21 protein-coding genes and 1 pseudogene are annotated in these 23,182 nt (G+C 70.0%); 10 read left to right on the top strand and 12 right to left on the bottom strand.

All coding sequences use genetic code 11. The features are described from left to right. Positions 1 to 101: 101 nt before the first annotated feature. The 3 genes from E3O49_RS09150 to E3O49_RS09140 form a co-directional block, all read right to left on the bottom strand. Positions 102 to 1,754 carry an ABC transporter substrate-binding protein gene (locus E3O49_RS09150; protein WP_134366766.1) on the bottom strand — a complete coding sequence of 551 codons (1,653 nt, stop codon included), beginning with the start codon at positions 1,752 to 1,754 and terminating at the stop codon, positions 102 to 104. A 385-nt stretch (positions 1,755 to 2,139) separates the two neighbouring features. Next, positions 2,140 to 3,234 (bottom strand): LacI family DNA-binding transcriptional regulator, encoded by a 1,095-nt coding sequence (locus E3O49_RS09145; RefSeq protein ID WP_134403269.1) that lies wholly within the window; start codon positions 3,232 to 3,234, stop codon positions 2,140 to 2,142. Further along, a complete protein-coding gene (locus E3O49_RS09140; protein ID WP_160141072.1) occupies positions 3,235 to 3,981 on the bottom strand; it encodes a TetR/AcrR family transcriptional regulator in 747 nt (248 codons plus the stop codon). It lies immediately after the preceding gene. Between the two features lie 133 nt (positions 3,982 to 4,114). Between E3O49_RS09140 and kynA the strand changes: the two genes are divergently transcribed. The 5 genes from kynA (at position 4,115) to purQ (ending at position 8,691) form a co-directional block, all read left to right on the top strand. Further along, complete coding sequence (gene kynA / locus E3O49_RS09135; RefSeq protein WP_134366769.1) at positions 4,115 to 4,969, top strand: tryptophan 2,3-dioxygenase; 855 nt, start codon at positions 4,115 to 4,117, stop codon at positions 4,967 to 4,969. Between the two features lie 7 nt (positions 4,970 to 4,976). Continuing rightward, entirely contained in the window at positions 4,977 to 6,116 is a 1,140-nt protein-coding gene (locus tag E3O49_RS09130) for an amidohydrolase family protein (RefSeq protein WP_134403272.1), read from the top strand. 163 nt (positions 6,117 to 6,279) lie between these two features. Beyond that, the gene (locus E3O49_RS09125) at positions 6,280 to 7,683 is read left to right on the top strand and encodes a kynureninase (protein WP_134366770.1); all 1,404 of its coding nucleotides are present in this window, start codon (positions 6,280 to 6,282) and stop codon (positions 7,681 to 7,683) included. 40 nt (positions 7,684 to 7,723) lie between these two features. Beyond that, entirely contained in the window at positions 7,724 to 7,993 is a 270-nt protein-coding gene (gene purS / locus E3O49_RS09120) for a phosphoribosylformylglycinamidine synthase subunit PurS (protein WP_134366771.1), read from the top strand. Beyond that, on the top strand, positions 7,993 to 8,691 hold the full coding sequence (gene purQ, locus E3O49_RS09115) for a phosphoribosylformylglycinamidine synthase subunit PurQ (protein WP_134403273.1): 699 nt from the start codon (positions 7,993 to 7,995) through the stop codon (positions 8,689 to 8,691). The genes purS and purQ overlap by 1 nt, the downstream gene beginning before the upstream one ends. Positions 8,692 to 9,062: 371 nt before the next feature. On the opposite strand, the pseudogene mgrA reads toward purQ, so the two are convergent. Beyond that, positions 9,063 to 10,088 (bottom strand): annotated as a pseudogene (gene mgrA / locus E3O49_RS09110) (L-glyceraldehyde 3-phosphate reductase). A gap of 52 nt (positions 10,089 to 10,140) precedes the next feature. Continuing rightward, entirely contained in the window at positions 10,141 to 10,413 is a 273-nt protein-coding gene (locus E3O49_RS09105; RefSeq protein WP_198416035.1) for a hypothetical protein, read from the bottom strand. Between the two features lie 233 nt (positions 10,414 to 10,646). Here E3O49_RS09105 and E3O49_RS09100 point away from each other — a divergent pair, with 233 nt between their 5' ends. The 3 genes from E3O49_RS09100 (at position 10,647) to E3O49_RS09090 (ending at position 14,761) form a co-directional block, all read left to right on the top strand. Next, positions 10,647 to 11,108, top strand: a complete 462-nt coding sequence (locus E3O49_RS09100) for a DUF3817 domain-containing protein (protein ID WP_241976217.1) — start codon at positions 10,647 to 10,649, stop codon at positions 11,106 to 11,108. Between the two features lie 196 nt (positions 11,109 to 11,304). Continuing rightward, entirely contained in the window at positions 11,305 to 13,614 is a 2,310-nt protein-coding gene (gene purL / locus E3O49_RS09095) for a phosphoribosylformylglycinamidine synthase subunit PurL (protein WP_134366775.1), read from the top strand. Between the two features lie 211 nt (positions 13,615 to 13,825). Then, positions 13,826 to 14,761, top strand: a complete 936-nt coding sequence (locus tag E3O49_RS09090) for a hypothetical protein (protein WP_241978704.1) — start codon at positions 13,826 to 13,828, stop codon at positions 14,759 to 14,761. A 91-nt stretch (positions 14,762 to 14,852) separates the two neighbouring features. Here the strand turns inward: E3O49_RS09090 and E3O49_RS09085 are convergent, their stop codons facing one another. From E3O49_RS09085 to E3O49_RS09055, 7 genes are all read right to left on the bottom strand, one after another. Next, on the bottom strand, positions 14,853 to 15,785 hold the full coding sequence (locus E3O49_RS09085) for an SDR family NAD(P)-dependent oxidoreductase (RefSeq protein WP_134366777.1): 933 nt from the start codon (positions 15,783 to 15,785) through the stop codon (positions 14,853 to 14,855). After that, positions 15,782 to 16,183 (bottom strand): chorismate mutase, encoded by a 402-nt coding sequence (locus tag E3O49_RS09080; protein ID WP_134366778.1) that lies wholly within the window; start codon positions 16,181 to 16,183, stop codon positions 15,782 to 15,784. The genes E3O49_RS09085 and E3O49_RS09080 overlap by 4 nt, the downstream gene beginning before the upstream one ends. A 145-nt stretch (positions 16,184 to 16,328) precedes the next feature. After that, positions 16,329 to 17,342, bottom strand: coding sequence for a DMT family transporter (locus E3O49_RS09075; protein WP_338144985.1), 1,014 nt, complete (start codon positions 17,340 to 17,342; stop codon positions 16,329 to 16,331). Positions 17,343 to 17,619: 277 nt separating this feature from the next. Next, positions 17,620 to 18,279 carry a GNAT family N-acetyltransferase gene (locus tag E3O49_RS09070; protein ID WP_134365540.1) on the bottom strand — a complete coding sequence of 220 codons (660 nt, stop codon included), beginning with the start codon at positions 18,277 to 18,279 and terminating at the stop codon, positions 17,620 to 17,622. Between the two features lie 397 nt (positions 18,280 to 18,676). Beyond that, complete coding sequence (locus E3O49_RS09065; protein ID WP_134365539.1) at positions 18,677 to 19,963, bottom strand: adenylosuccinate synthase; 1,287 nt, start codon at positions 19,961 to 19,963, stop codon at positions 18,677 to 18,679. After that, on the bottom strand, positions 19,964 to 20,458 hold the full coding sequence (locus tag E3O49_RS09060) for a DUF3151 domain-containing protein (RefSeq protein WP_134365538.1): 495 nt from the start codon (positions 20,456 to 20,458) through the stop codon (positions 19,964 to 19,966). An 8-nt stretch (positions 20,459 to 20,466) separates the two neighbouring features. Beyond that, positions 20,467 to 21,060, bottom strand: a complete 594-nt coding sequence (locus tag E3O49_RS09055; RefSeq protein ID WP_134403276.1) for a TetR/AcrR family transcriptional regulator — start codon at positions 21,058 to 21,060, stop codon at positions 20,467 to 20,469. A gap of 206 nt (positions 21,061 to 21,266) precedes the next feature. Here E3O49_RS09055 and E3O49_RS09050 point away from each other — a divergent pair, with 206 nt between their 5' ends. Then, entirely contained in the window at positions 21,267 to 21,974 is a 708-nt protein-coding gene (locus tag E3O49_RS09050) for a hypothetical protein (RefSeq protein WP_174776175.1), read from the top strand. Further along, positions 21,971 to 23,182, top strand: a 1,212-nt coding sequence (locus tag E3O49_RS09045; RefSeq protein WP_194294716.1) for a YhgE/Pip family protein, incomplete at its 3' end; no start/stop codon positions are given. The genes E3O49_RS09050 and E3O49_RS09045, both read left to right, overlap by 4 nt.

The raw sequence follows: 23,182 nt of genomic DNA, 5'->3' as shown, positions 1-23,182 counted from the left end.
CGAGTCTGAGTCGGCATTTCAAACCGGGAAATGCACCAGGGAGAGGAGCGCGGGCGAGTCCCCCCAGGGGCACCCACCCGCGCTCGCGGGGCGATGGTTGGTTACTTCGCCTTCTTCAGATTCGTGAGGATGAGCAGCGGGGTCGAGTTCCACGTGTTCGGCGGAGCGTAGGCGTTCTTCTCACTGGGCCAGTTGGTGAAGTTCTTGTCGCTGGAGAGGCCCCAGAGGCCGCCGTAGAACATGCTGATCACGGGCAGCTGCTCGTAGAGCACGGTCTGCAGCTGGGCGGAGATGGCCTTCTGTTCGGTCTCGTCGGTCGAGGCCTTGAGCTGGGCCAGCAGGGCGTCCACCTTCGGGTCGCTGAAGCGACCGTAGTTGCCGGTGGTGCCGGTGCCGATCGGGGTGGCGAATTCGCTGTTCAGGAGCGTGTTCATGTCCTGGAAGACGCTGCCGGTGCCGCCGAAGCTGTTCATGGCGATATCGAAGTCACCCTTGCTGAGCGCCTCGGTGTAGGCGGCCGGCTGCGGCTGGCTGAGCTTGACGTCGATGCCGAGCGCGCCGAGCTGGGACTGCACGGTCTGCAGGCCCTGGAGCCAGTCGGTGTAGCCGTTGGCGGTGAGGATGTTGATGCTCAACTGCGTGCCGCTGGCGTCGACCATCTTGTCGCCCTGCTGGGTGTAGCCGGCCTTCGCGAAGGCAGCCAGTGCGGCCGTCTTGTCCTGCGCCACGACTCCTTCGTTGGGAAGGTCGGCGTTCAGCCACGCTTCCTGGTTCGGGAGCAGGAGTCCGGACTGGCCGGCGGCATCCACGTAACCCTGTTCGGCATCCGTGGCGATCTTCTCCCGGTCGAGCGCCAGGCTCAGGCCCTGGCGGAAGTTCACGTCGTTGTACGGCGCCCTGGTCAGGTTCGGGGACAGGGTGATCGTGCCGCCCGGGGGGAACCAGTACTTGTTGTGCTGCTTGTCGGCGTTGACCCAGGTGCCCTCGACATCCGTGATGAACGCGTAGGCCCAGTCGTAGCCGTTCTTGACGACGTCGAGCTGGCTGTTGGCGGCGGGGAGCACGAGCTTCTCCACGGCGACCTTGTCGGCCTGCCAGTAGTCCACGTTCTTCTTGAGCGTGTACTGGTTGGCGGTGAAGGTGTCCAGCACGAACGGGCCGGTGGTGACGGGCTTCTCGTTCTTCCAGGTGACCGGGTCCTTCACGTCTTTCCAGATGTGCTCGGGAACGATCAGCTGCTGGTCGATGATGGAGGCGGCGGGAACATCCTCCGTCTTGAGGTGGAAGACGACGGTGTCGCCGACGACCTCGAGGCTCTCGATGTGCTGCCAGACGCCCCAGGTGTCGAGGGCGGGAGTCGCCTTGACGAGGTTGAACGTGTAGAGCACGTCGGCCGGGGTGAAGGCCGTGCCGTCGGACCACTTCACACCGGTACGGATGTCGTAGACGACGGTCTTGGCGTCCGGCAGGGTGTTGCCGGTGGCGAGGAACGGGGTCGCGGTGCCGTCGAGCGTGTTGGTGACCCGCAGCGGTTCGTACATATAGGTGGTGGCGACGCGCTTGCTCGTGGAGAACGGGTTGAAGTTCTTCTCGAACGTGGGAGAGCCGTTGTCGGCCGCGACGAGCAGGGACCCGTCGCTGGGGCCGCTCGCTTGATTTTTGACGTTCATGCTGCACGCGCTGGTAGCCAGCAGTGCGGTCACGCCCACCACGGCGAAGGCCGTTCGTAGGATGTGCCCTCTCAATTGCTTCATTGCTCTTGAAATCCTTTGTGTCGTCGTTGACCTATACGGCAGCGAGGCCGGTATCGCTACCGAACGGGAATACCTGAGGCGATGCCTCTACTGTATGCGCTTACATTCGCTGGACGCAAGAAAAATATCCATTGTGCTGTTGAGACGCGCAAACGGATGCCCGGACGCCCGAATCCCCGCGCCCTCCGGCGGCCCCCGCCCCGCTTCCCCCGGCCCCTAACCAATTCGACGGAGATACTGCTCCAAAAACCCGGAATCGGGCTGTTTCAGCCTGATTCCGGCAAAATCTCCGTCGAATTGGTTCACGCCCGCGGCTGGGGTTCGGGCACGCGGGCGGGCGAGGTGGGCGAAGGCGCGCGGGCCAGGGCTCACCCGGGATCCCGGCTCAGGCGGACGCGCCCTCTGAACTTTCCCGCAGCAGCACCTTGACGGGGAGGCGGGAGGTGATCGGCGGCTGGTCCGGGTGCTCGAGCCGGCTGAGCATGGCCCTCACCGCGGCGCGGCCCAGGTCCCCCATCGGCTGGTGCACCGTGGTCAGGCGCGGGGTCGAGAGGCGGCCGGCGTCGATCCCGTCGAACCCGGTCACGATCACGTCCACGGGCACTCGCACGCCCGCCGGGCCGAACACGTCCAGCAGGCCCAGGGCCATCTGGTCGTTGCCGCAGACCAGGGCCCGCGGCAGCGTCCCGGCCGCGAGGAGTTCCTCGGCGACGGCTCGCGCCTGCACCCGGGAGAAGTTGCCGCGCAGCACCGGCAGCGCGGCCGGGTCGATGCCGGCCGCCTCGAGGGCCTGCCGGAAGCCCAGGTGCCGCTCGGCGTCGTCGGGCGAGTCCGCCGGACCTGCGACGTACACCGGGTCCCTCACCCCGTGCCGATCGAGCAGGTGCCCCGTCAGGGCGCGCATGCCCTCGGTGTTGCTCACGCTGACGTGGTCGTAATCGTCGCCGCGACGCGGCCCGGCGATCAGCACCACCGGGATGCGCCGGGAGACGTGGTCGAGCAGTTCGTCCGGAACGCTGCGCGCGAGCACCGCCATCCCGTCGACCCGGCCGGCGATGTCGTTGACCATTGCGGCCGGGTTCGAACCGCGGCCGACGCCGACCATCAGGGCGAAGCCGTGCCGCCAGGCCTCACGTTCGCTCCCGCGCAGCACCTCGTCGAAGTAGAGGTTCGGCGGGCGCACCTCTCCGGTGTCGGGGATGTCCACGACCAGCTGCACCTGGGTGTCCTGCTCGAAGACGGCCTCGGCCTGGTTCTCCTCGTCGTCGATGCTCGGGAAGAACAGTCCGAGCACGCCGGTGCGGCGCGCGGCCAGGCTGCGGGCGCTGGCACTCGGCACGTAGCCCAGCTCCTGCACCGATGCCAGCACGCGGGCCCTGGTGGATGCGCGTACATCACCCGGACGACGGAGCACCCGTGAGACCGTCGCGATCGACACCCCCGCATGGGCGGCGACGTCGTAGACGGTCGCGGCCTTCATCTAGGCCCCGGGCCCGGCCGGTCCGGCGGATCCAGCCGGTCCGGACGGTCCGGCCGCGTTGCCGCGCGACGCAGCGCGGGTGGCCCGCCGGGACAGGCCGTGCACGGCCGCCTGGAATTCGCGCGACCGCAGCGGACGCCCCGGCAGCCTGGGCCGGTCGCGGTCGGGCGAGCGCAGTCCGTCGAGGACGACGGACAGTTGCCGCCGCCACTGGCCGCTGTAGGCGCCGCCGAGCAGGCCCAGCGAGCCCACCATTGTGACCAGCACGGCCAGGTCGACGGCGTCTACGTCCGGCCGAAGGTCGCCGTCCTTCTTCGCCTGCGCGACCAGGGAGGTGATGACGCCCTGGAACGCGGTGCCCTTGCCGACGCTCGGGTCGATCGTCTCCATCCGCCTGAGGATGGGTGGGAGCGACGGGTCGGCGACGAGCCATTCCGCGACGCGCTCGGTGTAGACGACGATGCCGGCCCAGGCCGTGGGGGCGGCGGCGATCTCGTCACGCACGGTGGCCAGTTCGGCCAGAGCGAGATCGTGCAGGGCCCGCACCAGGTCGTCGCGGGTCGGGAAGTTGCGGTAGAGCGTGGCCACGCCCACGTCGGCGCGGCGGGCGATTTCCTCCAGGGACGCGTCGACGCCGTTCACGGCGATCAGCGCCCGAGCCTCGACGATCAGACGTTCACGGTTCTGTCGGGCATCTCGCCGTCTCGGCTGGGCCCCGTCCTGCGGGGTCGATTCGGACGAAGTCATGGAGTTGATTCTAGGACCCGAACCTTGGCGTCGCGGAGGGATTCCTCCACGACCCTCGGTCGGGTGCCGAGATGTTGCGCCTGTCCGGGCAGTCCCCCAGAATGCAGTCAGCCCACGAACGGAACGGAGCACCATGCCGGTCGAAAAGAACACCCGGGAGTTCGACCCCGAGATCGTCACCGATTTCCGGGAACGGATGAGCTACGGCTCCTATCTGGACCTGGACACCCTGCTGGGCGCCCAGAAGCCGGTCAGCACCCCCGAGCACCACGACGAGCTGCTCTTCATCATCCAGCACCAGACGACCGAGCTCTGGCTCAAGCTGGTGCTGCACGAGCTGCGCGCCGCGACCGCGTTCCTGCGCCGGGACCAGATCGCCCCGGCGCTCAAGTGCATCGCCCGGGTCAAGCACATCCAGCGCACCCTGACCGAGCAGTGGTCGGTGCTGGCCACCCTCACCCCGAGCGAGTACGCCGAGTTCCGGCACTTCCTGGGAAACTCCTCCGGCTTCCAGTCCTACCAATACCGGGCCGTCGAGTTCGCGCTCGGCAACAAGAACCGGCGCATGCTCAGCGTGTTCGAGAGCGACCCGGATGCGCACGCGCTCCTGTCCGAGATGCTCGCGGCTCCGAGCATCTACGACGAGTTCCTGCGCTACCTGCACCGCCAGGGCTTCTCCATCCCCGCCGCCGTGCTGGAGCGGGACGTCACCGAGGCCTGGGTGCTGCATCCGGAACTCGTCACGACGTTCCGCGGCATCTACGAGAACTCCACCGAGCACTGGGGCGCCTACGAGGCCTGCGAAGAACTCGTCGACCTCGAGGACAACTTCCAGCTCTGGCGCTTCCGCCACCTCAAGACCGTGCAACGCATCATCGGCATGAAAACCGGCACCGGCGGGTCGAGCGGCGCCGCCTTCCTGCAGAAGGCGCTCGAGCTGACCTTCTTCCCCGAGCTCTTCGCCGTGCGCACCGAGCTCGGAACGTGAGGCACGGATGACCCGGGCCGCGCCCCGCGGGCCGGCCGCCGCGACCGTGCTCCCCGGCTTCCTGGACGCTCACGTGCACCTGGCGCTGATCGACCCGGCCCCGCTCACCGCGGGCGGGATCGCGCGGGTGCTCGACTTGGGCGGCTGGACCCCGAGCGGGCCGGAGTCGCCGGGTTCGCGCGAGTCCGGGGAGCCGCAGGAGCCGCAGGGCTCGCCGAGTTCGCCGGTTCCGGTCGAGTTCGACCCGCGTGCCAGTCGAACTCGACCGCAAGCGGCGAACTCGGCGGAAGGGCGAGCGGGGCTGCCGGAGGCCGTGTTCGCGGGACAGTTTCTGGCCGCGCCGGGCGGCTACCCGAGCGGGCGGTCCTGGGCGCCAGCCGGCAGCATCCGTTTGGTGGCCCGGGCGACGGATGCCGCGGTCGTCGTCGACGCCCAACTCGTGCTCGGGGCATCCGTGATCAAGGTCACGCTCAACTCGGCGGCCGGGCCGGTGCTGTCCGACGGTCTGCTCTCGGCCATCGTCGCCCGCGCCCACGAGCACGAGATGCCGGTCGCGGCCCACGCCGAGGGGGCCGGGCAGGCCCTCCGGGCCTTCCGCGGCGGGGTGGACGCGCTGGCGCACACGCCGTTCACCGAGCGGTTGGACGACGCCCTGCTCGCGGCCATGGCCGGCCGGATGACGTGGATCAGCACCCTCGACATCCACGGGTACGGCGAACCCGACGACGACTTCGACCGAGCCGTCGACAATCTGCGCCGGTTCCACCGGGCGGGCGGCCAGGTGCTCTACGGCACGGACCTCGGCAACGGACCGCTGCCGGTGGGGCTCAACCGCCGGGAGATCGACGCGCTGCTGGCTGCGGGGCTGACCGGTGACGACGTGATCCGCGCGCTGACGGCCGAGCACCTCGGTCGTTTTCGGAACGTGCTGCGCGCCCCGGGACGGCCCGGTCCCGAGCGACACGGTCCGGCGCCGGCCGACCCCGGCCGCCTCGTCACCCTGCTGCGCGGCGAGCGCCCCGACGACCCGGCCGCCTTCAGCGCCTGGCTGTGCACCGCGCGGGCCGCCGATGCCGCCGAAGCCGCCGAAGCCACCGAAGCCCATCGAAGCCACCGATGTCACCGAGCCCGTTCCGGTCGAGAGTGACCGGCGGAACGGCCACTCTCGACCGGAACGGTCCGTCGGCGGGGCAGCCCACCCGGGCCTGTAGGCTCAGTGCCCACCCGGGCGGCACCCGTGGCGGGCCACCCCGCGCGGGTGGGATACTGCCAGCACGGCGCACCGATCCGCTCGAACTCGAGGAATCCAGATGACACCCAGCACCGACAGCTCGTCCCTCGGACTCGGCGGCCAGGACGCCCACCTCGCCTTCGCCCGCCGGATGGACCGCATCGACGGCCTCGGCCACTACCGGCGGCAGTTCGTCGGGATCGAGACAGGGTCCACGGCCGATGCGTCCCCGAACCCGTTCGCCTACCTCGACGGCAACTCCCTCGGCCGGCCGACCCGGGCCAGCGTGGCCCGCATCGCCGATTTCCTCACCCACGACTGGGGCACCCGACTGATCCGCGGCTGGGACGAGGAGTGGATGGACCTGCCCCTGAAGATCGGCGACGACCTCGGCCGCGCCGCGCTCGGCGCGGGCCCCGGCCAGGTCTTCGTGGGCGATTCCACCACCGTGCTGCTCTACAAGCTGGCTCGCGCCGCGGTGGACTACCGCCGCATCGACGTCGACCCGGTGCGCACCGAGATCGTGCTCGACACCGACAACTTCCCGACCGACCGCTACCTGCTCGAGGGCATCGCCGCCGAACGCGGCCTCACCCTGCACTGGATCCACTCCGATCCCGCCAGCGGTGTCACGGTCGAGCAGGTGCGGCAGGCGGTGGGCCCGCAGACCGCCCTCGTGCTGCTGAGCCATGTCGCCTACCGCTCGGGTTTCCTCGCCGACATGCGCCAGATCACCGAGGTGGTGCACGCCGTGGGCGGGCTCGTGCTCTGGGATCTCAGCCACTCGGTCGGCTCCGTGGCGGTCGAACTCGACCTCTGCGACGTCGACCTGGCCGTCGGCTGCTCCTACAAGTACCTCAACGGAGGCCCGGGCGCCCCGGCGTTCGGCTATGTTCGCCGAGACCTGCAGGACGTGCTCACGCAGCCGATCCAGGGCTGGATGGGAACGAAGGATGTCTTCACGATGGGCCCCGGGTATGTGCCGGCCGCCGGCATCCGTCGTTTCATGAGCGGAACCCCGCCCATCGTCGGGATGCTGGCCATGCAGGACACGATCGCGATGATCGAGGAGGCCGGCATCGAGCAGGTGCGGGCGAAGTCAGTGGCGCTGACCGAGTTCGCGGTCACCCTCGTCGACGCCTGGCTGGCCCCGCTGGGCGTCACCCTCGCCTCGCCCCGCGAGCACACCCACCGCGGCGGCCACGTCACGGTGACCCACCCGGCCATGGGCCAGGTCACCCGCATCTTGTGGGAGCACGACGTGATCCCCGATTTCCGCTCCCCCGACGGCCTCCGGATCGGGCTGTCCCCCCTCAGCACCAGCTTCGTCGAGACGTTCGAGGGCATCGCGGCGATCCGCGACGTGCTGCGGGGCGTGCTGCTGGGGCAGAGCGGGCTCGGCGCGACACCCGCGAACGGGTTCGGCGGCAGCGTCGCCGGCGGTCTCGGCGGCTCGCGCGGCGGCGCGGGGGTCGGCCTGTAGAATCGTGGAATCCACCCCCCCGACGTCTCCGGAGTGAGCCATGCCAACAATCGTCGTAGAAGTCATGCCCAAGGCCGAGCTGCTCGACCCGCAGGGGAAGGCCGTCGCCGGCGCCCTCGGTCGCCTCGGCAAGACCCGCTTCACCAGTGTCCGCCTGGGCAAGCGGTTCGAGATCACCGTCGAGGGTCACGTCGATGACGCCGTTCTCGCCGAGGTGCGGGAACTGGCCGACACAGTGCTCTCCAACTCCGTGATCGAGGATGTCGTTGGCATCCACGTGCTGGAGGCGCCCGCCGGAGAGACGCACTGATGCGCATCGGCGTCGTCACCTTCCCCGGCTCGCTCGACGACCGCGACGCGCAGCGCGCGATCCGCCTCGCCGGCGCCGAGGCCGTCGCCCTCTGGCACGGCGAGCACGACCTGCACGGCGTCGACGCGCTGGTGCTGCCCGGCGGCTTCAGCTACGGCGACTACCTGCGCTGTGGCGCCATCGCCAGCCTCTCGCCGATCATGGCCGAGGTCATCGACGCCGCCAACAAGGGGATGCCCGTACTCGGCATCTGCAACGGCTTCCAGATGCTCGCCGAGGCGCACCTGCTCGAGGGCGGGCTGATCCGCAACGACCACGGCCTGTTCATCTGCCGCGACCAGCAGCTGCGGGTCGAGAACACCTTCACCGACTGGACCGGCGGCTTCGCGGCCGGCCAGGAGATCACCATCCCGCTCAAGAACGGCGAGGGCGGATTCACCGCCTCAGCCGACACGCTGGAGCGCCTCGAGGGCGAAGAGCGCGTCGTCGTGCGCTACGTCGGCATGAACCCGAACGGGTCCCTCAACGACATCGCCGGCATCAGCAACAAGCGCGGCAACGTCGTCGGCCTGATGCCGCACCCCGAGCACGCCGTCGAGCCCGGCTTCGGCCCCGACACCGATGACGCCATGCGCAGCGGCACGGACGGGCTCACCTTCTTCAGCTCCGTGATCAAACGGATGCTCGTCACCGCCTAGCAGCATCCGCTCGGCGCCGTTACTCGACGCCGGCTCTCGCGTCGTGCGGCCGCTGCATCCGTCAACCCGAGAGTTCCCGTTCCGGTCGAGAGTGCCCGTTCCGAGGGTCACTCTCGACCGGAACGGGAACTCTCGCAAGTCGTCCGGGGCTCCCGGCGGCTTACCCGGCTGCCCGCTGCTGCGCCGCGGGGTTGCCGCCCCCGCGAGCCCGTCGCGTCCTGCGCGTCCGCACGCCTGTGCGTCCGCGCGGGCGCCTCTACACCCGCGGCATCCGTCGAGTTCGACACTTCCGGTCGAGTTCGTCCGGCAGACCCGGCTAACTCGACCGGAACCGTCGAACTCGGCGCGAGATCAGACGGCGCGCGCCGGGATCAGACGGCGCTGGACGGCTCCCACAGGTTGATGCCCATGTCGACGGCGTGTTCGTCGATCGCGGTGACCTCTCCCGCGGTGAACGCGAGGTTGTCGATGGCGGCGATGTTGGTCTCCAGCTGCGCAACCGAGGAGGCGCCGACGAGCGCCGAGGTGACGGTTTCGCGCCGCAGCACCCAGGACAGGGCGAGCTGGGCGAGCGACTGGCCGCGGGCATCCGCGATCTCGGTCAGGGCACGGATGCGCCCCACCGTCGCATCGTTCACCATGTCGCGGCTCGTCGAACCGGCCTGCGAGGCGCGGGAGCCCTCCGGCACCCCGTTCAGGTACCGGTCGGTGAGCAGCCCCTGCGCCAGCGGGGAGAAAGCGATGCAGCCGACGCCGAGGTCGTCGAGGGTATCGAGCAGTCCGTCTTCGACCCAGCGGTTGAACATCGAGTAGGAGGGCTGGTGGATCAGCAGCGGTGTGCCCATCTCGGCGAGGATCGCGGCCGCCTGGCGGGTGCGCTCGGGCGAGTACGACGAGATGCCGGCTTACAGGGCCCGGCCACTCGTGACAGCCGTGTGCAAGGCGCCCATGGTCTCCTCGAGCGGGGTGTCGGGGTCGGCCCGGTGGGAGTAGAAGATGTCGACGTGGTCCAGGCCCATCCGGCCGAGGGACTGGTCGAGGCTTGAGAGCAGGTACTTGCGGGAGCCGAAGTTGCCGTACGGCCCCGGCCACATGTCGTAGCCGGCCTTGGTGGAGATGACGAGTTCGTCGCGGTGCGGGGCGAAGTCCCGCGCGAGGTGCACGCCGAAGTTGCTCTCCGCGCTGCCGTAGGGCGGGCCGTAGTTGTTGGCCAGGTCGAAGTGGGTGACGCCCAGATCGAAGGCGCGGCGCAGGATGGCGCGCTGCGTTTCCAGCGGCGCGGTGCCGCCGAAGTTCTGCCAGAGGCCGAGCGAGATCGCGGGCAGTTTGAGGCCGCTCTGCCCCGTGCGGCGGTAGGGCATGGAGTCGTAACGGGTGTCTGCGGGAAGGTACGTCATTCCTCCAGACTGGCACAGCCGGCTGGGCGGCCGGCCCGTGCGCCCCGCGTGGTCACGGTCCGCTTGTCGTGCCGTCGGGCCGCACGAAGGTGAACGCATACGGCTGCGGTCCGCGGCCGGTCTCGACCCAGCCATCCGCTTCGATCTCACGCCGCAGTTTCGTCAGGCTTTTGGTCGTCCCGGGTGCGAAGGCCTCTTCCGGCGGCGTCGGCACGACCGTGCGGGTCGACGAGAACATGTCGCTCTTGTACCGGCGTTCGCCGTCGACCCGGCCGACGGAGCGGAGGGTCATGCTGCCCGTCTGTGAGGCCAGGATGGTGAGCACGCCTGCCCACCACGACGTCCCCCGACGTCTTCGAGCTCGATCTGCAGTGTCTTCCCCGATGTGCTCATGAAGGTGCAGTGTGCACCGGGTTCGTTCGCCTGCATAGGGCCGGACCACGCCGACACGACCTGGCTTGCCGATCTGCGGAGTCATCCTTTCGGCGGATGCGCCGGGCCCCGCGATCCTGCGAAGATCGAGGCGACCCCGTTCCCCACCCCCCAGGAGTGTTCCCCGTGTCTCCCCGCCTGTTCTACCGCACCGTCGCCATCGCCGAGGCCGTGACCTGGACCCTCCTGATCACCGGCATGGTGCTCAAATACCTGACGGATGCCGGCGGCACCCCGCTCCTGATCTTCGGCTCCCTGCACGGTTTCGTCTTCATCACCTACGCCCTGACCGCCGTCCTGGTGGGCCTGAACCAGCGCTGGCCGATCCGGCTGATGGTGCTCGCCGTGATCACGGCGATCGTTCCCTACGCGACGGTGCCGTTCGACATCCGTCTGGACCGCACCGGCCGGCTCGACGGCGACTGGCGCCGCGTCGCCACGGACGATCCGCGCGATCACACCTGGGTGGGTGCCCTGCTGCGCTGGCTGCTGAACCGTCCGGCCGTGCTGATCAGCAGTTTCGTCGTGGCTGTTGCCGCGATCATGGCCGTGCTGCTGACGCTGGGCCCTCCCGGCGGCCGCAGCTAGGGCACACCCCGGGCGCAGCTAGGGCACACCCCGGGCGCAGCTAGGGCACACCCCGGGCGCAGCCGGCGCGCAGCCCGACCGCAGCTAGGGCGCAGCCCGGGCGCAGCCGGCGCCCGGCGGACACCGCAGCCACGGCGCCGCGGAGCGCGGGTAGACTCGACGGGTCAAGCATCCGCTATCCCTGGGAGAACGCCTCGTGACCGCTGTTACCACCACACCCTCCCGCGGCATTGCCGACACCGTTGCGAACGCGATTGCGACGCCCGAGAAAGAGCAGCCGTTCGACGCGCTGGGGCTGACCCCGGGCGAGTACGCGGAGATCCGCCAGATCCTCGGCCGCCGCCCCACGAGCGGCGAGCTCGCCATGTATTCGGTGATGTGGAGCGAGCACTGCTCCTACAAGAGCTCGAAGAAGTACCTGCGCTCGTTCGGCGAGAAGGTCTCCCCCGCCATGAAGAAGAACCTCATGGTCGGCATGGGCGAGAACGCCGGTGTGCTGGATGTCGGCGAGGGCTGGGCGGTCACGTTCAAGATCGAATCGCACAACCACCCCTCCTACATCGAGCCGTTCCAGGGTGCCGCGACCGGCGTCGGCGGCATCGTGCGCGACATCATCTCGATGGGCGCGCGCCCGGTCGCCGTGATGGACGCGCTCCGCTTCGGCGACATCGACGACCCCGACACCGCCCGCGTCGTGCACGGCGTCGTGTCCGGCATCTCCTTCTACGGCAACTGCCTCGGCCTGCCCAACATCGGCGGCGAGACCTGGTTCGACAAGGTCTACCAGGGCAACCCGCTCGTCAACGCGCTCTCCGTGGGCGTGCTGCGCCACGAGGACCTGCACCTCGCCAACGCCACCGGCGCGGGCAACCAGGTGGTGCTCTTCGGAGCCCGCACCGGCGGCGACGGCATCGGCGGGGCATCCATTCTCGCCTCGGACACCTTCTCCGAAGGCGGCCCCACCAAGCGGCCCGCCGTGCAGGTCGGCGACCCGTTCGCGGAGAAGGTGCTGATCGAGTGCTGCCTCGAGCTCTACCGCGACAAGCTCGTCGAGGGCATCCAGGACCTGGGCGCCGCGGGCATCTCCTGCGCCACCAGCGAGCTCGCCTCCAACGGCGACGGCGGCATGTTCATCGAGCTCGACAAGGTGCTGCTGCGCGACCCGACCCTGACGGCCGAAGAGATCCTGATGAGCGAGAGCCAGGAACGGATGATGGCCGTCGTCACCCCGGAGAAGCTCGCCGGCTTCCTCGCGGTGACCGCCAAATGGGACGTCGAGACCAGCGTGCTGGGCGAGGTCACCGACTCCGGCCGCCTCATCATCGACTGGCACGGCGAAGAGATCGTCAACGTCGATCCGCGCACCGTCGCCGTCGACGGCCCGGTCTACGACCGTCCGGTCGCCTACCCGACCTGGCTCGACGCGCTGCAGGCCGACACCGCCTGCGCGCTGCCCCGTTCGACGGATGCCGCGGTGCTGCGCGAGCAGTTCCTGGCCCTGCTCGGCTCGCCGAACCTGGCCGACCCGAGCTGGATCACCGACCAGTACGACCGCTACGTGATGGGCAACACGGCCCTCTCGTTCCCCGACGACGCGGGAATGATCCGCATCGACGAGGAGTCGGGCCTCGGCTTCGTCATCGCCACGGACGCGAACGGCCGCTACTGCCAGCTCGACCCGTACCGCGGCGCGCAGCTCGCCCTCGCCGAGGCCTACCGCAACGTGGCCGTCACCGGCGCGGTGCCGGTCGGCATCAGCGACTGCCTCAACTTCGGTTCGCCGGAGAACCCCGAGGTCATGTGGCAGTTCTCGAAGACGGTCGACGGCCTGGCCGACGGATGCCTGGCGCTCGAGATCCCGGTCACCGGCGGCAACGTCTCCTTCTACAATCAGACCGGCGACCAGCCGATCTTCCCGACCCCCGTCGTCGCCGTGCTCGGCGTGATCGACGACGTCGCCCGCCGCGTGCCCAGCGGCTGGCAGGACGACGGCCACAACATCTACCTGCTCGGCGTCACCCGCGAGGAGCTCGACGGCTCGGCCTGGGCCGGCGTCATCCACGACCACCTCGGCGGCCTCCCGCCCGTGGTCGACCTGGCCGGCGAAGCCGCCCTCGCCGGGCTGCTGCACGCGGCCTCGATCGAGGCCCTGATCGACAGCGCGCACGACCTCAGCTCGGGCGGGCTCGCGCAGACCCTGGCCGAAGCCGTGCTCCGGTTCGGGGTCGGAGCCCGCGTGTGGCTCGGCGACATCTGCGAGCGCGACGGGATCGACGCATCCGTCGCCCTGTTCTCGGAGTCGGCCGGCCGCGTGATCGTGTCGGTTCCGCGCGAGGACGACGTGAAGTTCCTCGGCCTGTGCGAGGGCCGTAACTACCCCGTGCTGCGCATCGGCGTGACCGACTCGACCTCGTCGACTCTGGAGATCCAGGGCCAGTTCACGGTGTCGCTGGCCGATCTGCAGTCTCGTCACCGCAGCACCCTCCCCTCCCGCTTCGCGCAGTAAGGGTTCCGCTCCTCCGCTCCTCCGCTCCTCCGCTCCTCCGCTTCTCCTCCGTCCCCCGCGTGCGGCCAACTGACCGCCATCGCCGGGGCGGAAGCGGCGCTTTGCGCGCACGCAAGCGCTGCCGGTCAGCGCACCCACGGATGCCTGTGGAGAGAGTGCAGGACGGGCGACGGCGGGGTGGCATCATCGTGCGATGAGACCGCCTTCGGAGTTGCCGTCCGAGCTTGGTGACGGGCCTTTTTCCGTAGCCGACGCTCGTCGGCTGGGGGTCAATTCCGGGCGGCTGCGGCGCAGCGACCTCGCGCGGCCCTTCCACGGCGTGCGCGCGCCCGCGGGCCCCAGCCAGGCTCCGGCTCCTACCAGCGACGCGGACCGGTGGGCCCGGATCCGTGCCGCAGTGTGCACCCAGGCCGTCAACTACGCGGTACGGATGCCCGCAGATCAGTTCTTCAGCCACGCGACGGCCGCGCTTCTCCACGGGCTGCCGCTCCCCGCACGGCTGCTCGAAAGGTCACTCGTGGACGTCGGCACGAGCGTACGGACCAGTCGCCGCACCGGCAAGGGTGTGCGCGGGCATTTGATTCCCCTGGACCGGGTGCGCATCGTCTCGGTGGGACATGTCTCCGTCGCGTCAGAGGTCGACGCGTGGGTCCAACTGTCGACCGTTCTCACCCTCGATGAACTGATCATCCTGGGCGACTCCCTCGTGCGCCGCCAGCGGCCTCCGGCGACGATGGCAGAGCTGCAGTCGGCTGTGGCACGGCAGGCCGGCTTGCCCGGTGCACGTCGCCTGCGTGAGGCTCTGGCTCAGGTGCGTGCGCGCACAGATTCTCCCAAGGAAACAGTGCTCCGTCTCCTCATCGTCCGGGCCGGCCTGCCGGAGCCGGAAGTGAATCTGACACTCCTCAATCGCTACGGCGCCTTCATGGCCCTGGGCGATCTTGCGTACGTTCGCTACAAGATCCTGATCGAGTACGACGGAGGGCAGCACCGCGAAGACGAAAAACAGTTTCACCGCGACATCGACCGCCTGGACGAGCCCATGGAAGAAGGATGGCGGGTCATCCGTGTCAACAAATCCCACCGCCCGCAAGCGATCCTCGCCCGGATCCGAACCGCACTTCTCGATCGCGGTTGGCGCCCCTGACGCCCCCTATGGCGGTGCGTGCGCTCAAAACGCCGCTATCCCACCTGGCTTGGCGGCGTTTTGAGCGCACGCGGGGCCGGAGGCGGGGCCGCTAGAGAGCGAAGGGGGCGCCGAGGATCGCCTCGGTTCGCGACCAGAGCCGCTCGGCGACCGCGAGATTGACCGAGGTGCGCGTCGGCGACTGCAGGCTCGGGACGCCCCGGGTGAGATAGCGCGGGCCGTAGTAGTCGCCGCCGCGGGCGGCCGGGTCGACGGCGGCACGCACGATCGGCCACGCGCCGACGTCCTTGCCCTGTGCGGCGACGCCCTGCAGGATGTCGGCGAAACGGCTGACCCGCGAGGGTTCGTTCACCCCACGGATGCCCGGCGTCAGCCCCGAGATCGAGTAACCGGGGTGCGCGACGAGGCTCTGCACCCCGTCAGCGCCGCCCGCCCCGGCCGCGCGCAGCCGCCGGTCCAGCTCGAACCCGAACACCTGCATCGCGATCTTCGACTGGGCGTAGGCACGCCACCGGTTATAGCCGTGCTCCAGTTCCAGGTCGTCGAGCGAGGAGTCCAGCAGACGTGAGATCATCGATCCCAGCGCCACGACCCGGCTGCCCGGGGTGCGCCGCAGCACGGGCGTCACCTGCATCGTGAGCGCGACATGGCCCAGGTAGTTGGTTGCGAACACGAGTTCGTGGCCGTCGGGGCTCACCTCGCGGGTGCGCGGCGGGTGCACGATCCCGGCGTTGAGGATGAGACCGTCGATGCGGGGCAACTCGAGCAGCGCGGCCGACGCGATGCGCACCGAGGCGAGATCGGCGGTATCGAGCGGCACGGCCGACACGGATGCGCCCGGCACCCGGCCGCGGATGGCCGCGAGGGCGGCATCCGTTTTGGCCGGATTGCGGCAGGCGAGCACGACGTGGGCGCCCGCCGCGGCGAGCTGCTCGCTGGCGAAGTATCCCAAGCCCGCGTTGGCGCCGGTGATGACGAAGGTCTTGCCGGACTGGCCGGGGAGTCGTTCCGTCCGCGCGCTCATGCGGAGGCGGACGGGGTCGCGGGGGTGCCCGCCTGCGCCGGGGACCCGGCCGCGCGCGGCGCACCGGTGCTCGCCGACTCGGTGCCGGCGATCTTCTCGTGGTGGTGGATGACCTCGGCGATGATGAAGTTCAGGAACTTCTCGGCGAACCCCGGGTCGAGGCGGGCCTCCTCGGCCAGGCCTCGCAGCCGTTGGATCTGCAACAGCTCCCGCTCCGGGTCGGCGGGCGGCAGGCCGTGCGTGGCCTTGAGCCGGCCCACCTGCTGGGTGAACTTGAAGCGCTCCGCGAGCAGGTGAATCAGCGCGGCGTCAATGTTGTCGATGCTCTGACGGATGCTGCCGAGCTCGTCGATCGCTTCCTGACCCGCGCCGGCGGGCAATTCCTCGTGTGCAGCCATGGTTCGACGATACCGTTTCGTGCGCTGCTCGCCTCCCCCGCCGAGGTCGCCCGTTCCGGTCGTCCGGTACACCGGACGATCTCGACCGGAAGTGTCGAGTTCGGCGCCGTCTCGCGCCCCCGCAGTCCGCGCCGAGTTCGACAGTTCAGGTCGAATTAGCCTCGCGCGCCAGTCGATCTGGACCGGAAGTGTCGACCTCGGCGCGCATCCGCCGCCCCCGCAGCGCCAGGGGCAGCGCCCGGGGCAGGCGCAGCCGCCGCTGTGTCAGCAGGATCCCGAGCAGCACCAGCCCCGCGCCGACCGGTTCATGCCAGGAGAACGTCTCGCGGAGTACCAGCACTCCGAGCACCACGCCGACCACCGGGGTGACGTAGGTCACGGTGGACGCGTTCGTGGGTCCCCAGGCGCGCAGCACGTTGATGTTCCAGATGTAGGCGACTCCGGTCCCGAGCGCCCCGAGGGCGACCAGGCCGGCGACGATCGGCAGGGTCAGCGCCACCGGATGCCACGCCACCAGCGGCGTGGCCACGAGCATGATCGCCCCGGCGAGCCCGATGTTGAGGAACGCGAAGGTCGCGCCCGCGATCGGCCGCCCGCTGAGGAACCGGCGGGTGTACCCGAAGGTGAAGCCGTAGCAGACCGCTGCGCCCAGGCAGGCCAGCTGGCCCCAGAGGTCGCCGGTCAGGGCCGCGTAGCGCCAAGGCCCGATGATCACGACCACCCCCGCGATCCCCACGAGGATGCCCGCCACCTGGGCTCGCGCGAGCCGCTCCACCCGGAACGCGAGCGTCGCCATCACCGCGGTCATGATCGGGGTGACGGCGTTGTAGATGCTGGCCAGGCTCGAGGACACGTACTGCTCGGCCCACGCGAACAGAAGGTGCGGCACGACGCATCCGGTGATCGCGATCACCAAAAAATGCAGCCAGACGATCTTCTCGCGCGGCAGCACCGGCCCGGTGGCCACCCGCGGCCGGCTGATCAGCACGATCAGGCCGAGGGTGAGCCCGCCCAGCACCAGCCGGGACCAGGCGACCTGGCCGAACGTGACGCCGTCCAGGGCGATCTTCATGAACAGGAAGCTGGATCCCCAGACCACACCCATGCCCAGGAACTGGAGGGTGACTAGGGTCTTCGCGGCGGCGGGGGCGTCTCTCACCAGCCGACTGTATCGCGCCCGGCCGGCGCGGGGTGCCGGTGCGGAACGCGTCGTCCGAAACCCGCCGGGGAATGGCAGGAGCGACCCGATCGCGCCCGCCATCCCTCTGCCGCACCGAACGAATTCGACGGAGATTTTCACGAAAACGGATGCTGCCGGCCGGTTTCCGGCTCCGGGCAGCACAATCTCCGTCGAATTCGTCAGGGCACGCAGCCCGGAGCCCGGAGCCCGCCCCCACGCAGGCGCGGGGCTCGCGGCCCGCACCGGCACCGCGCCGTCAGGCCGCGTCGCTCGTTTCGAATGGCCGCTGCCGATACTCGACCGGCTGTGCACCGTACCCGTCGAGCCTCGCCCGCAGCCCGGCTCGCACCCGGGGCCACTCGCTGTCGAGGATCGAGAACACCACGGTGTCCCGCCAGCTGCCGTCCGCCCGGCGCCGCTCACGGCGAACGATCCCCTCATACGTGGCGCCGACGCCCGCGACGGCCGCGCAGGACCGCACGTTCATCACATCAGCCTGGATCTTCACCCGCCCGAAACCGTGGTCGAAGGCCAGCCCGAGCAGCAGCAGCTTCGTTTCCGCGTTGACGGCGGTGCCCCAGACCCGGGGATTATAGGCGGTCCATCCCAGGTGGGCCGACTCGTTCGCCAGGTGCAGGTCGCCGAGCGTGGACATGCCCACGAGGTCACCGTCGTGCGCACCACCCAGCAGGCGCACCGCGTAGGGCAGCCCTGCCCACTGCACGTAGGCATCCGCCCAGCCGGCGAACTCGCCGAGGCCGGCCCGCAATCCACCCGGTCCGCCGCCGAATCCGCCCTCAAAGACGAGCGGATGCGCGATCGCGTCACGCAGCTCCGGCAGCAGCGCTCGGGTGAGGGGTTCGAGCCGCACGAAGTGGCCCACGATGGCGATGCTCTGAGGTCGTTCGGCAGTCATTCCGACACTGTGGCAGCGCCAGGTTGCCGCCGAATGAACGGCAGCAGTCAGATCGTCGCGAACGAATTCGACGGAGATTTTCACGAAAACGGATGCCTCGGGCCGTTTCCCGGCTCCGGGCAGCAAAATCTCCGTCGAATTCGTCAGGGGCCGGGCTGCGGTCGGTGCGGCTTTCCCGGGCACTCGACCCGCCCGCCGCGCGCCCGAAACCGCAGGCCCGCCGCGCGGCCGAAACCGCACTGGCCGCACCGGCCGCGGAGAGCACCCCTGGCAACGACAGTGGCCGTTCCGGTCGAGAGTGACCGCCGGAGCGGGCACTCTCGACCGGAACGGCCACAGAAGCGAACGGAAAAGCACAGAAGGGAACGGGAAGCGCTCGGGACAAGTACGAACTACATCAGTCGACGAGATCGTGCCGCGAGATGATCGCGTCTCGACCCGGTCCGACGCCGATCGCCGAGATGCGCGCGCCGCTCATCCCTTCGAGGGCGAGCACGTAGGCCTGCGCGTTCCGCGGCAGGTCTTCGAAGGTGCGCGCGCCGGTGATGTCCTCGGTCCAGCCGGGGAAGTTCTCGAAGATGGGCTTCGCGTGGTGGAAGTCCGACTGCGACACGGGCACCTCGTCGAAACGCACGCCGTCGACGCTGTAGGCGACGCAGACCGGGATGACGTCGAGACCGGTGAGCACGTCCAGCTTGGTCAGGACGAAGTCGGTCACCCCGTTGATGCGGGCGGTGTAGCGGGCGACGGGGGCGTCGTACCAGCCGCAGCGGCGCGGGCGACCGGTGGTGGTGCCGAACTCGAAGCCGTTGGCGCGCAGGAACTCGCCGGACTCGTCGAACAGCTCGGTCGGGAACGGGCCGGCGCCGACGCGGGTCGTGTAGGCCTTGACGACGGCGATGATCCGGTCGATCCGGTTCGGGCCGATGCCCGATCCGGTGACCGCGCCGCCGGAGGTCGCGTTCGAGGAGGTGACGAACGGGTAGGTGCCGTGGTCGACATCCAGCATCGTGGCCTGGCCGCCCTCGAACAGCACGGTCTTGCCCTCGGTGAGGGCCTCGTGCAGCAGCAGCGCTGTGTCGGCGACCATCGGGCGCAGCCGCTCGGCGTAGCTGAGCAGGTCTTCCACGATCTCGTCGACCGAGATCGCGCGGCGGTTGTAGACCTTGACCAGCAGGTGGTTCTTCTGGGCGAGGGCGCCCTCGACCTTCTGGCGCAGGATGTTCTCGTCGAACAGGTCCTGCACGCGGATGCCGACGCGGTTGATCTTGTCGGCATAGGTGGGACCGATTCCGCGGCCGGTGGTGCCGATCTGGCGCTTGCCGAGGAAACGTTCGGTGACCTTGTCGACCGTGCGGTGGTACTGGGTGATAATGTGCGCGTTGGCGCTCACCTTGAGCCGGGACACGTCGACGCCGCGGGAGATCAGCGCGTCGAGCTCCTCGAAGAGCACCTCGATGTCGACGACCACGCCGTTGGCGATGATCGGGGTGACACCGGCGGTCAGGATGCCGGAGGGCAGCAGGTGCAGCGCGTACTTCTCGGTGCCGATGACGACGGTGTGGCCGGCATTGTTACCGCCGTTGAACTTCACCACGTAGTCGACGCGGCTGCCGAGGAGGTCGGTTGCCTTGCCCTTGCCCTCGTCGCCCCACTGGGCGCCGATCAGAACGATCGCTGGCATTTAGTTTTCTCCTCGGATAAAGAACGCCTCGGTGGGCGGGGCCGGGTCGGTGGCTCGGTAGCCGTCCGGCGTGATGGTCTGCTGGTCGATGCGGCTGATCGCGGTCGGATCGGAGTCGTTCAGGAAAATAGTCAGGCGGTCGAACTCGTCCTGCTCACCGATTTCGCCGGCGGCGCGGCGCAGCGCGTAGAGCGCGCGCAGCACACCGCGGTTGGGTTCGTGCGTCCAGCGCACCGGGCCGTGCCCGTGCCAGCCGGCCTTGCGCAGCGCGTCGAGGCCGCGGTGGTAGCCGACGCGGGCGTAGGCGTACGCCTCCAGCGTGCGACCTTCCAGGTGGGTGGCGTCCGCGAGCACGGCCCAGGCCAGGGAGGACTTCGGATGCTGCGCCACGACGCTTGCCAGCTCCTCGCCGGTGGTTCGCCGCAGAGCCTCGATCACCTCCGGTTCCGCGGGAAGAAGGGTCTCGGGCTGCTCAATCAAGTTGTCGCCGGTCACACTCGATCCTAACGCGGTGCGGGCCGATCCCCGCCGAGGAGCCCACCGGAGAGGGAGTCGAGGATCGCGGCGGCCACCTCGTCGCGGGGGCGTTCGGGCTCGAAGACCAGCCACTCGAGGCCGGCCATCAGCACCGCGCCGAACACACTCGACGCCATCAGGCCGCACGTGCCGTGGTCTCTCGACTCCGGTTTCGCCTCGGCGATCGCCTCGGCGAAGACCGTGAGGGCCTCGTGCCGCAGCGCGAACAGCGACTTCTGCCAGGTGCGGTCGGTGCGGAAGATCTCCGAGGCCATCAGCTTCGCCAGCGCAGGGTTGGATGCGATCCGGTCGAGCAGGGCCCCGACGAGCGCCTCGATGGCCGCCCGCCCCCGCAGGTCACCGCGGGCCGCCCGGAGGATCTCGGCGAGCGCACCGACCCCCTCCAGCAGCAGTTCCTCGAACAGTCGGTCCTTCGAGCTGAAGTTGTAGTACAGGCTGCCCTTGGCCACCCCCGCCCGCTCGGCGACCTCGTCCATCGTGGTGCCGCTGATGCCCTTGGTCGCGGCCAGTTCCAGCGTGGCGTCCAGGATGGCGCGCTTCGTTCCGGTGGCACGTGCCATGGGAGTTCCTTTCGCGATCGAGCCGACCAGCAGGAGCGCGAGAACGGCACCCGAGACCCACAGTCTAGAGTCGATGGCTCCGGTGCTCGGCTCGCGCAGACCGGTCACAGCCTGTGACGACGGGGTGATCCTCTCCCCCCGGGTTGCTTTTGTACTGACTAGTCAGTTAGCCTGAGGAACCTGCCCCCGAACACGAAGGCTCCAGCATGCGCGTCACCCTCAGCGAGGTCTCGAAGGGTCCGAACCGGGCCGCCCTCCCCCTCACCTCCCTCGAGTTCCACACCGGAACGGTCACACTGGCCCGGGCCGAGACGGAACGCCGCCCGACCGTGCTGGGCCTGATCGCCTCCGGCCGGATGCGCCCGGACTCCGGCACGGTCACCGTCGACGACCGCACCGATTACGGCGCGATCCGCAGCCTGGTCGCCCTCGTCGACGCCCCCGGCGTCTGCGAGCCGGCCGCGGACATCACGGTGGCCGAGGTCGTGGCCGAGGAGCTCATGTTCGCCGGGCGGATCGGCCACCGCCGTGCCGTGGCCCGGATGCTGGCCGCGTTCGGTCTGGCCGACGAGGCCCGCTCGAGCATGGCCGATCTGGAACCGGATGCGCGCATCCGTCTGCTGACCGAACTCGCCGTGCTGCGCGACGGGGTCGAGGGCCTCGTGATCTGCTCTCCCGACCGGCACGGCGGCGACCCGCTGGGCTGGTGGACGGTCACGAACGGGCTCAGCGCCCGCGGGTATGCCGTTCTCGTCATCGCCGGGGACGCGTCCGCGCACGCGATCGCGGCCCTCGACCCCGACCTGGTCGTGACGACCTCCGGCGAGGCCGTCTCCATCGTTCCGAGCGGGCCCGGCACTCCCGCCGCGAACCCCGCACTCACCCACGCCCACGCCGGAGCCGACGCCCGATGAAGATCCTCGCCATGGTCAGGGCCGAACTCGCCCGGCTGACCGCCACCGTGATGTCGCGCATCGCCCTGCTCGCCCTCCTGCTCGTGCCCGTGCTCTACGGCGGCCTCTACCTGTGGGCCAACCAGGACCCGTACGCCGGCCTCGACCGCGTGCCGGTCGCCCTGATCGTCTCCGACACGGGCGCCCAGGTCGACGGCGCGGAGCACAATTACGGCCACGAGGTGGCCACCCAGCTGATCGACGACGGCACCTTCGGGTGGCACCAGGTCTCCGCCGCCGCCGGCAAAGCGGGCGTCGCCGACGCGACCTACGACTTCAGCGTCACCATCCCCCGGAACTTTTCCGAGTCGATCGCCTCGTCGGCCGGCGAGACCCCCACCCGGGCCACCATCAGGCTGACCACGAACGACACCAACAGTTACCTCGCCTCCACCATCGGCAGCCAGGCGGCGCAGACCATCCGCGAGGCCATCGTCGCCAAGGTCAACAAGGAGGCCGCCGACCGGCTCCTGATCGGCCTCTCCGACGTGCGCTCGAGCCTGGGCACGGCCGCTGACGGGGCCGGCAGGGTGACGGATGGCATCGCCTCCGCCGGCACCGGGAGCACCAGCCTCGCCGATGGCGCCGCGCAGCTCGCCACCGGAACCGGCACGCTCGCCACGGGCACGGGCCGGCTCGCCACCGCCACCGGCCAGGTCTTCGACGGGGCGAGCGCACTCGCGACCGGGATCGGCAGCCTCGCGACCGGCACGGGTCAGGTGGCCGCCGGCGCCGGCCAGGTCTCCGACGGAGCCGCCGGGCTCGCCAGCGGGCTCGACTCGCTGGCCACCGGAACCGGCCAGGTCGCCGACGGCAGCACCGCGGTCGCCGCGGGCACGGAGAAACTGGCGGACGGCTCCCCCGCGCTGGCCGCGGCCGCCGACCAGGCGGACTCGGTGCTCGCCGGCGCGGCCGGCTCCCTGGTCGACGCCCGCGACGCCATCCGAGCGCGACTCACGGATGACGGCCTCAGCGCCGCGCAGATCGATGCCGTGCTCGCCCAGCTCGACCCGGTCGACGGCGGACTCGCCACCGGCCGCGCCCTCACCACCGGCCTGAAAACCCAGCTCGACCCGCTCCCGGCCTCGAGCCGGACGCTCGCCGCCGGGGCGGCACAGACCGCCGCCGGGGCGACCGGCGCGGCCGCCGGGGCGGCCACCGCCCGCGAC

This window comes from Cryobacterium shii (assembly GCF_004402595.1).
Lineage (GTDB): Bacteria > Actinomycetota > Actinomycetes > Actinomycetales > Microbacteriaceae > Cryobacterium > Cryobacterium shii.
Note: the sequence above shows the minus strand (reverse complement) of the source record. Positions and strands in the feature narration are given on the sequence as shown.